Source organism: Methylobacterium sp. ME121, assembly GCF_000974725.1.
GTDB lineage: Bacteria > Pseudomonadota > Alphaproteobacteria > Rhizobiales > Beijerinckiaceae > Methylobacterium > Methylobacterium radiotolerans.
Map to the genome: position 1 here is coordinate 18,838 of NZ_BBUX01000075.1, position 9,253 is coordinate 28,090.

Consider the following 9,253-nt stretch of genomic DNA (forward strand, 5'->3'; position numbering starts at 1 on the left):
GCGCGGGCGCTCAGGCCCCGCGGACGAGGCCGACCCGCAGCCCGACGCGGCGCAGGCCGCGCCGCAACCGGTGAAGCAGGCGGGCGGCGCGCGGGGCGAGGCCCAGTCTGCGCCGGCAGACGACGTGCGACACCCGCCCGACCCGCGGGCCCGGATCCGGCGCGCCCTTGCGCAGGGCGATGTCCGGGCGCTCCGCCGATTGCGCGAGCGTCAGCGCGCGCGCGCCCGGGAAGGTCACGCTGCGGAACATCGAGCGCGTGTAGTAGGAGAACGCGTCGTAGGCGACGAGGGCCTGTGCCCGCCCGGTCGCCGGGTCCGCGACCGTCAGCGTGCCCGCCTGCGGCCCGTAGGTCACGAGGAGCCCGATCACGTCGCGGGGGCACCCGAGGGGAACGGCGACGCCCGTGCCCTCCGGGATCTCCAGGAAGTCCAGCGGGATGCCGTTGCGGCGCAGGGCGAACCCGCAGGTCAGGCCGGGGAGGGCGCGCAGCGGCAGGGCCTCGAACCGGCCCGGCAGGGTCCGGAACCGGTCGATGTAGGCCCGGCCCGGCGGCGGCGCGCGCAGGAAGCTGTAGACCAGGGTGCCGTAGAGGTCGGCGCCCGCCGGCGTGACGTGGGTCGCGTCCTTCAGCAGGTAGGTGATGTCGCCCGCGCCCGCGGCCGCCACCGGGGCGGCGATGTCGAGATAGGGGATCCCGTAGAGGGCGCGGTACTCCGCCAGCAGGCCGGCGACGGGCTCGGCCGCGTAGTCGACCCCGCCCTGGTGGAGGTTGAGGAAGGCGACGGGCAGGTCCCGCCGGGCGGTCGCCGCGAGGATGTCGTCGAGATAGGCCCGCATCGTCGCGCCGTCGAAGTAGCGGACGTTGCCGGTGAACAGCTCGAGGAGGACGCGGTCGCAGGGGAGCGCGTCCAGGATCTCGTCGATCAAGGCGGCGATGGAGGGCAGGGAATGGCCGCCCCAGCCGCTGCGGAGGAACGTGACCGGGCGGCCCTCGGCCTCGGCCAGGGCGTTGGCCCGCTCGACGTAGCCCGGCAGCTCCGTGACGCTGTAGCCGAGGCAGAGGACGCGGACCATCGGGGCTCGGATCGGGCTCAGGATCGGCCCCGTGCGGCCGGCCCGGCGCCGGTAGCAGCCGGGCGCCGCCGCGTCGAGGCGACGGCGGTCAGTCGACCACGATCGGGTAGCAGCGGGCGCCCACCGAGGCGGCGAGCACCTGCACGGCGCCGACCGTCGAGACGTCGCCCGCCACGTGGACCACGTCGGTGGCGCGCAGGCTCGGCAGGTGGGCGCTGAGCGGGCCGGAGCGCACGTCCGGCGGCCGATGGCGGCCGCGATCGGCGCAGAGCACGATCCGGCCGACGCCGGTGCGGCGCAGCCAGTCCAGGCTCTCGCGCATGTAGAGGTCCAGGGCGTCGCGGGCGCCGACGGCGAGGGCCATCTCGCGGGCGGGCTCGACGTAGCGGGCCGCCCGGGCGATCGCCCAGATCGCGCCGAAGCCGGCGCCGGCCGCCACCAGCACGAGCCGGCCGCCCCCGGGGCGGTACTGTCCCCGGCCGACGGGTCCCTTGAGCCGCACCGGCTGGTCGAGGCGGAGCCCGTCGAGGGGATCGCCCTCGGGATCGCGGGCGACGTGGAACACCGCGTCGTTGATCTCGGTGGTGCCGTCGACCCGCAGGGTCGGGGACAGCGTCCGCGTCGGCAGCCCCGCGAAGGTCACCAGCGCCTGGTGGCCGGGCTCGCCGGTCGGGCGCCGGGTCAGGGTCGCGACGATCTCGAGGATGCCGGGGCTGAGCCGGCGGATCTCCGTGACCGTCCCCTTGCGGACGGCGACGGGCGGCGGCGGCGCCTCCTCCTGGCCCTGGATCGGGGCGCCGGGGAGGGCCGGCCGCAGGGCCTCGGCCCGGGCCCGGCGGACCGGGTGCCGGCGGCCGGACGGCGCGGCGCCGCCCTGGGCCAGGCCCTGGGCCAGATTCTGGCCGGCGAGCAGGTTGCCGGGCTGCGCCTGCAGCGGCGCGATCATGCCCTCGGCCAGCGCCGCCTCCAGCGGCGTGTCGCCGGTCGAGACGCGGACCGACCGACCGTTGACGACGAGCGAGCAGCGCGCGCCCATGGCTCTCCCCCGCATGCCCTGGTGACGGATCAGCGGGCGCGGATCAGGAGCGAGTCGACCAGGGCCGCCCAGCGCTCGCGGGTCGCGCGGACATCGTCGGTCGGGGCCGATTCGGTGAGGAGCTGGCGCTGCGCCCGCAGCGACTCGACCTCCTGCCGCTGGGCCCGGAGCACCGCCTTCATCACCTGCAGCTCGGCCTCGAGGCGGGCGATCTCGTCGGCCTCGTCCCGCGCCTCCGCGTCGTCGGCGAACGTCTCGGCATACGCCTCGGCGCGCGCGTCGACGGGACGCGGGTCGCGGAGGGGCATCCGGGTCCGGACCTGCTGCTCCAGCCGGACCGGCCGGGCCATCAGGCGGCGCACGAGGTCCGAGCCGCCTGCCTGCTGGTAACGCCGTGCCGCCTCGGCCATCCGACCCATCCCCATCGCGGGCGCTGAAGGGCCCGCCTATCAACAGGAGCTTGATCGGACATGGTTAAGGCGGACTTAAACCGATCCGCGACTTTCGCCGCGTCGGAGCCCTGAGGCGGCCCTCGGGCCATCCGCACGCGCCGCGCACGCCGGCGACCGGCGCGCAGGTCTCGGTCCAGGCCCCCGGACCTTCGGGGTGAAGTCCCCGCGCCGAGTCCCGGCTCCTGGATCCCGGCCGGGTCGCCCCACCGGCGCGTGGTGGGCGTCCCGTGTGCCGTAGCCGCCAGGCTGGCGCCCGAGATCCCGGAGCGCCGGCACCGCGGCCGCCGGACGGCTCAGGCCGGCCGCAGCTTCGCGAAACGGTGCTGCAGGCGCCCGATCTGGGCCGGCCTCGGCGCGTCACCCGTCGCCGCGCGGATCGTCGGTCGGCCGTGTTGCCGGGCAAGCCGGTCCGGACCGGATCTCAGGCCGCTTCCGGGGCGGCGCCGACGATCTGGCGGGCCTGCAGCATGGTCATCGGCTCGCCGAAGGCCGGGCCCAGGGCGTACTCGCAGCCGAGCCCGGCGAGGGCCTGGGCGTCGGCCTCGGACTCGCAGCCCTCCGCCACGATGGCGAGGTTCAGCTCGCTCGCCATCCGCACGATCGAGCGCAGGATCGCGGTCTGCCCGGTGCCGATCTGGCGCACGAAGGTCGCGTCGACCTTGATCGTGTCGAACGGGAAGCGCTGCAGGTAGGAGAGGGCCGAGTAGCCGGTCCCGAAATCCGACAGGCACAGGCCCGCCCCGAGGTCGTGGATCCGCGCCAGCATCTGGGCGGCGTATTCCGGGTTCTCCATCACGAGGCTCTCGCTGAATTCCAGCTTGAGCGAGCCGGGCAGGGCCCCCGAGCGGGCCAGCACGGTCTTCACGTCGTGCAGGAGGTCGTGGCGCAGGAGCTGGCGCGAGGACAGGTTGCAGGCCGCGAAGATCGGCGGCTCGACCTCCAGGGAGCGCTGCCACGCCGCGAGTTCCAGGGCGGTGCGCTCCAGGGCGAAGATGCCGAGATTGACCACGAAGCCGCTCTCCTCGGCGAGCGGCAGGAAGGTCGAGGCGGGGATGCGCCCGAGCTTCGGATGGTCCCAGCGCAGCACGGTCTCGAACCCCGCCACGGTGCGGTCCTCGAGGCGCACCACCGGCAGGAACAGCACCCGCATCTCGTTGCGCTCGATCGCCTTGCGCAGGTCGCTCTCCAGCATCAGCCGGTCCGAGCGGTCGGTGCGCATGTGGGCGCGGAACACCTCGATCCGGTCGCCGCCGTTGCGCTTGGCCTGGATCATGGCGATCTCGGCGCTCTTGAACACCTCGTCGCGCTTCAGGTTGGCGCCCGCCTCGTAGAGCGCGAGCCCGATCGAGACGGTCAGGAAGATCTCCCGGTCCGCGTAGGTGATCGGCGTGGCGATCGCCCGGCGGATCATCTCGGCGAAGGCCAGGATCCGGTCGGGGTCGCGCTCGGAGAGGAGGATCACCGCGAACTCGTCGCCGGCGACCCGGGCCAGCGTGTCCTGCGGCCGCAGCAGGCGGCCGAGGCGCCGCGACAGGGTCAGCAGGATCGAGTCGCCCGCCGACAGGCCGATCGCGTCGTTGATGCCCTTGAACCGGTCGACGTCGAGGACGATCACGGTGGGCTTGAGGCGCTGGTCCTGGCCGGCGAAGGCGAGCGCCGCGTCGAGGCGGTCGCCGAACAGCTCGCGGTTCGGCAGGCCGGTCAGGCTGTCGTGCACGGCGTCGTGGAGCAGGCGCTCCTCGGCGGTCTTGATCTCGGTGACGTCCGCGATGGTGCCGACCACCCGGATCACCTCGCCGTCGGCGCCGATCACCGGCCGCGCCTTCAGCCGGTACCAGAAGAACGTGCCGGCCTCCGAGCGCAGGCGGAAATCGTGGACGATGCGCCCGCGCCGCTCCTCGATCACCGTGTCGAGGGCCGCCGAGTAGCGCTCCACGTCGAAGGGGTGGAGCGCGCCGAGCCAGTTGGTCGCCGGCCCCTCGAGGGTGCCGCGGGCGAGGCCGAGCTGGCCCTCGATCTCCGGGCCGACGAAGACCCGGTCGGCGGGCACGTCCCAGTCGAACACGACGTCGCCGGCGCCGGTCAGCGCCAGCGCGCGCCGCTCCGTGTCGGACACGAGGGCGTGGCTGAGGCCGCCCCCCGCGAAGGCGTGCTGGAGCACCGTGAAGCCGATCAGCATCACGATCAGCACGAGGCCGCCGATCAGGGCGGGCTGCACGAGGTCGCTGCCGATCTGGCCGGTGACCGCGAAGCCCGCCGCCGTGACCCAGACCACCAGAAGCAGCCAGGTCGGCACCAGCAGGATGGCGCGGTCGTAGCCGTTATGGGCGGCGAGGTAGACGATCAGCAGCAGGCCGATGCCGGCCACCGCGGCGATCGAGATCCGCGCCACGCCCGCCGCCACCGGCGGGTCGAACACCGCGAGCCCGACGAGGCCCGCCAGGAAGGCGAGCCAGAAGAACGCCACGTGGCTGTAGCGCACGTGCCAGCGGGCGAGGTTGAGATAGGCGAACAGGAAGACCAGCAGCGTCGCCCCGAGCACCGCCTCCGCGGAGGCCCGGTAGACCCGCTCGGCGAGCTCGGTGACCGGGAAGACCCGCTGCAGGAACCCGAAATCGATGCAGGCATAGGCCAGCACCGACCACGCGAGCGCGGCGGCGGCCGGGAAGATGATCGCGCCCTTGACCACGAACACGATGGTCAGGAACAGGGCGAGCAGGCCGCTGATCCCGATGATGATGCCCTTGTAGAGGGTCAGGCCGGCGGTCTTGCGCCGGTAGGCGTCCTGGTCCCAGAGGCGGAGCTGGGGGACGTTGGAGCCGCGCAGCTCGGCCACGTAGGTGACGGTGGCGCCGGGATCCAGCGTGATGGTGAACTGGTCGGCCTCCGGGTTCTCGTCCCGCTCGGGCCGGATGCCCTGGCTCGCCGTGATGGCGGCGATGCGCGAGCCGCCGAGATCGGGCCAGATCACGCCGGAATCGACCAGCCGGAAATGCGGGGCGACCAGGATGCGGTCGATCTGCTCGTCGGTGTCGTTGGTGAGCGCGAACACGATCCAGTCGGGCCGGGCGCCGGCGTCGCGCGCCTTGACGACGATGCGCCGGACGATGCCGTCCTTGCCGGGCGCCGTGGAGATCTGGATCAGGTCGCCGTCGGAGCGGTAGCGCTCGATCGCGGTCGTCAGGTCGATCACCGGCGCGTCGAGGGTGACGCGGACCGCCTCCACGGCCCGGGCGGGCGCGCTCGCGGCGAGCGTGAGCGCGAGGGCACCGACGAGACCGCCGACCAGGGTCAGGAGGAGGGCGAGGATGCGCAAGGGTGTCTTGACTTCCGGCCGTGCGAGCTTCGGCATCGGCCGCCCGGGCGGCCTCGATCGATAGGCGCGGGCCCGACCTGGGGCAAGGTCGCCCCGGGGCCGGTCCACCGCCCGCGGATCGCGCCCCTTTGCGGCCAAATCAAGTTGGGCGGGGCGGGGGCGGCCGTTCTGCCGCCCTCTCCGTCATCGCGAGCGCGGAGACGGCGTCGGTCTCAGGCGGCCCGGAGCGCGCCCGCGATCCTGTCGAGGGCGGGCAGCTTGCGGATCGGGCCGATCGCCGCCAGGGTCGGCGTGCCCTGCAGCATCGCGGCCGCCGCGGCCCGGACATCCGCCACCGTGACGGCGTCGACCTTGTCGATCACCTCCCCGGCGGGAATCACCCGGCCCCAGGCCAGGATCTGGCGGGCGTTGCGCTCGATGCGCCCGCCCGGCGTCTCCAGGGCCGAGAGCAGCGAGACCTTCAGCTGCGCCTTGGCGCGGGCGATCTCGGTGGCGTCGAGGTCCCGGGCCGCCCGGGCGGTGGCCGCCAGCGTCACGTCGACGAGTTCGGGCAGGTCCGCCCCGGCGGTGCCGGCGCCGATGCCGAACAGGCCGCAATCCGAGAACGGCCAGTGGAAGGCCTGGATCTCGTAGGCGAGGCCGCGGGTCTCGCGCACCTCCTGCCAGAGCCGCGAGGTCAGGCCGCCGCCCAGCACCTGCGCGAACATGTGGAGCGCGTAGTAGCGCTCGTCCCGGAAGGAGAGGCCCGGCAGGCCGATCACCACGTTGGCCTGCTCGAGCTTGCGCGGCATCCGCCGCTCGCCGCCGCCGTAGACGCCCGGCACGGAGGCGGGGGCGGTCTTGGCGGGGAGCGCGCCGAAATGGCGCTCGGCCGCCGCCACGATCGCCTCGTGGGCGACGGCGCCGGCGCCCGCCACGACGATGCGGTCCGGCGTGTACTCCCGGTCGAGATAGGCGCGGATCCCGGCCTCGTCGAAGCTCCGGATCGTCTCGGGCCGCCCGAGGATCGGCCGGCCGACCGGCTGGTCCGGGAAGGCGGCCTCCGTGAACGCGTCGTAGACCACGTCGTCGGGGGTGTCCTCGACGGCGGCGTATTCCTGCAGGATGACGCCCTTCTCCCGGGCGAGCTCGCCCGCGTCGAACACCGAGTCGGTGAGGATGTCGCCGATCACGTCGAGGGCGAGACCGGCATCCTCGCCGAGCACCCGGGCGGTGTAGCTCGTCCCCTCCGTGGAGGTCGCGGCGTTGATCTCGCCGCCGACATTCTCGATCTCTTCCGCGATCTTCTGCGCCGACCGGGTGCGGGTGCCCTTGAACGCCATGTGCTCGATGAGGTGGGACAGGCCCGCCTCGTCGGCCCGCTCGTTGCGCGAGCCGGCCCCGACCCAGACGCCCAGGCTGGCGGTGGCGACCCCGGGCATCGGCTCGGTCACCACCGTGACGCCGTTCGGAAGCCGCGTGGTGCGCAGGGACGGCGAGGCGGCGTGCGTTGAGAAATGCTGGTTCATCGACGGCTCGTCGCGGAGGGGGCCGGATGCGGCGCGGATCCCCTCTCCCGTGCGGGAGAGGGGGAGGGGCGCGTGACCCGCGCCAAGCTCACGCGCCCCTCGCGATGCGGGCGCGCTCGCGGATCAGCGCCTCCAGGGCGGCCTGGTCGTTGGCCACCCGGGTCAGGCGCTCGGGCCGGTCCATCAGGTCGGCGAGGTGCGGGGGCAGGGCGGGGCGCAGGCCGCCCGTGGCCCTGGCGACCGCGTCCGGGAATTTCGCGGGATGCGCGGTGGCCAGCGCCACCACCGGGGTCGCCGGATCCTGCTCCAGGAGCCGCCGTCCGGCCCGCACGCCGATGGCGCTGTGGGGATCGAGCACCACGCCGGTGGCGGCCTGGGTCAGGGCGATCTCCGCCATGACGTCGGGCTCCGGCACCGCGACGGCGTCGAACTCGGACCGGACCGTGGCCAGCACCTCCGGGCTCAGCGAGAAGCCGCCGGACTGCTTCAGCCCGGCCATCAGCCGCGACAGGGACGAGGCGTCGCGCCCGAGCGCCTCGAACAGCAGACGCTCGAAATTCGAGGAAATCTGGATGTCCATGGAGGGGGAGGTGGTGGGGACCACGCCGCGCAGCTCGTAGGCGCCGTGCTCCAGGGTGCGCACCAGGATGTCGTTGGCGTTGGTGCCGATCATCAGCCGCCCGACCGGCAGGCCCATCTGCTTGGCGACCCAGCCGGCGAGCACGTCGCCGAAATTGCCGGTCGGCACCGCGAAGGAGACCGGCCGGTGGGGCGCGCCCAGCGCCACCGCGCTGGTGAAGTAGTAGACCGCCTGCGCGGCGACCCGGGCCCAGTTGATCGAGTTGACCCCCGACAGCCGCACCGCATCGGCGAAATCGGCGTGCTGGAACAGGGCTTTGACGAGGTTCTGGCAATCGTCGAACGTGCCGTCGACGGCCAGCGCGTGGACGTTCTGCGCCGGCACCGAGGTCATCTGCCGCCGCTGCACCTCCGAGACGCGCCCGTGCGGGTAGAGGATGAACACGTCGACCCGGTCGAGGCCGCCGAAGGCCTCCACGGCGGCCGAGCCGGTGTCGCCCGAGGTCGCGCCCACGATGGTGGCGCGGGCGCCGCGCTCGGCCAGGACGTGGTCCATCAGCCGCCCGAGCAGCTGCATCGCCACGTCCTTGAAGGCGAGCGTCGGCCCGTGGAAGAGTTCCAGCAGGAACAGGTTGTCGTCGAGCTGGGTCAGGGGGCAGACCGCCGGGTGGCGGAACGTCGCGTAGGCGGCGTCGATCATCCGGTCGAGGTCCGGCCCGGCGATGTCGCCGTCGATCAGCGGGCGCAGCACCCGCTTGGCGGCCTCCGCGTAGGGCCGGCCCGCCAGGGCGGCGATCTCCGGATGGCCGATCTGCGGCCAGGTCTGCGGCACGTAGAGCCCGCCGTCGCGGGCGAGGCCCGCCAGGAGCGCGTCCGAGAACGAGAGCGGCGCGGCCTCGCCGCGAGTCGAGACGTGGAGCACAGGGTCCTCCGAGGGAAGGCGCCCCCTCTACACGATGCGGGCGGACCTGTCGAAAGCCCTGAATGCGTCGCCGGGACACGGGCCCGGGACCGGTCCGCGCACGGGACGGAGCCGGCGGTTAAACCGGGGCTGAACGGGCCGGTTCAGGGCCGGTTGCCCGGCCGCGTCCTAGAGCCGGACCGCCCCGCTGCCCCCGAGCTGCCGGGCGGATCCCGTCTCGGAGAGAGCCGACATGACCCGAATCATCGCCCTCGCGGGCGTCGCGGCGCTGCTGTCCGGCACCGTCGCCCTCGCGCAGACCCCGCCGCCGCCGCCCAGCGGCCCGAGGCCCGGCCCCGAGGCCGGCGCGCCGCTCCCGCCGCCGC

Annotated in this window: 6 protein-coding genes; all 6 read right to left on the bottom strand. The window is 74.0% G+C overall.

Annotation, left to right across the window (positions count from 1 at the left end):
• Positions 1-10 precede the first annotated feature (10 nt).
• Positions 11-1,075, bottom strand: a complete 1,065-nt coding sequence (locus tag ME121_RS27960; RefSeq protein ID WP_012318576.1) for an SGNH/GDSL hydrolase family protein — start codon at positions 1,073-1,075, stop codon at positions 11-13.
• 88 nt (positions 1,076-1,163) lie between these two features.
• On the bottom strand, positions 1,164-2,111 hold the full coding sequence (locus ME121_RS27965) for a ferredoxin reductase domain-containing protein (protein ID WP_012318575.1): 948 nt from the start codon (positions 2,109-2,111) through the stop codon (positions 1,164-1,166).
• A gap of 29 nt (positions 2,112-2,140) precedes the next feature.
• Positions 2,141-2,521: a hypothetical protein gene (locus ME121_RS27970; protein ID WP_024830457.1), complete on the bottom strand. Its 381-nt coding sequence runs from the start codon at positions 2,519-2,521 to the stop codon at positions 2,141-2,143.
• A 463-nt stretch (positions 2,522-2,984) separates the two neighbouring features.
• Positions 2,985-5,915 (bottom strand): EAL domain-containing protein, encoded by a 2,931-nt coding sequence (locus tag ME121_RS27975; RefSeq protein WP_012318573.1) that lies wholly within the window; start codon positions 5,913-5,915, stop codon positions 2,985-2,987.
• Positions 5,916-6,091: 176 nt separating this feature from the next.
• Positions 6,092-7,387, bottom strand: a complete 1,296-nt coding sequence (locus ME121_RS27980; protein WP_024830459.1) for a M16 family metallopeptidase — start codon at positions 7,385-7,387, stop codon at positions 6,092-6,094.
• 88 nt (positions 7,388-7,475) lie between these two features.
• The gene (gene thrC, locus ME121_RS27985; protein ID WP_053622488.1) at positions 7,476-8,888 is read right to left on the bottom strand and encodes a threonine synthase; all 1,413 of its coding nucleotides are present in this window, start codon (positions 8,886-8,888) and stop codon (positions 7,476-7,478) included.
• Positions 8,889-9,253: the final 365 nt, after the last annotated feature.

What these genes read in the sequence shown, in the direction of transcription:
- ME121_RS27960 (WP_012318576.1), bottom strand. Translation starts at nt 1,075, where the DNA reads ATGGTCCGCGTCCTCTGCCTCGGCTACAGCGTCACGGAGCTGCCGGGC.
- ME121_RS27970 (WP_024830457.1), bottom strand. Translation starts at nt 2,521, where the DNA reads ATGGCCGAGGCGGCACGGCGTTACCAGCAGGCAGGCGGCTCGGACCTC.
- ME121_RS27965 (WP_012318575.1), bottom strand. Translation starts at nt 2,111, where the DNA reads ATGGGCGCGCGCTGCTCGCTCGTCGTCAACGGTCGGTCGGTCCGCGTC.
- ME121_RS27980 (WP_024830459.1), bottom strand. Translation starts at nt 7,387, where the DNA reads ATGAACCAGCATTTCTCAACGCACGCCGCCTCGCCGTCCCTGCGCACC.
- ME121_RS27975 (WP_012318573.1), bottom strand. Translation starts at nt 5,915, where the DNA reads ATGCCGAAGCTCGCACGGCCGGAAGTCAAGACACCCTTGCGCATCCTC.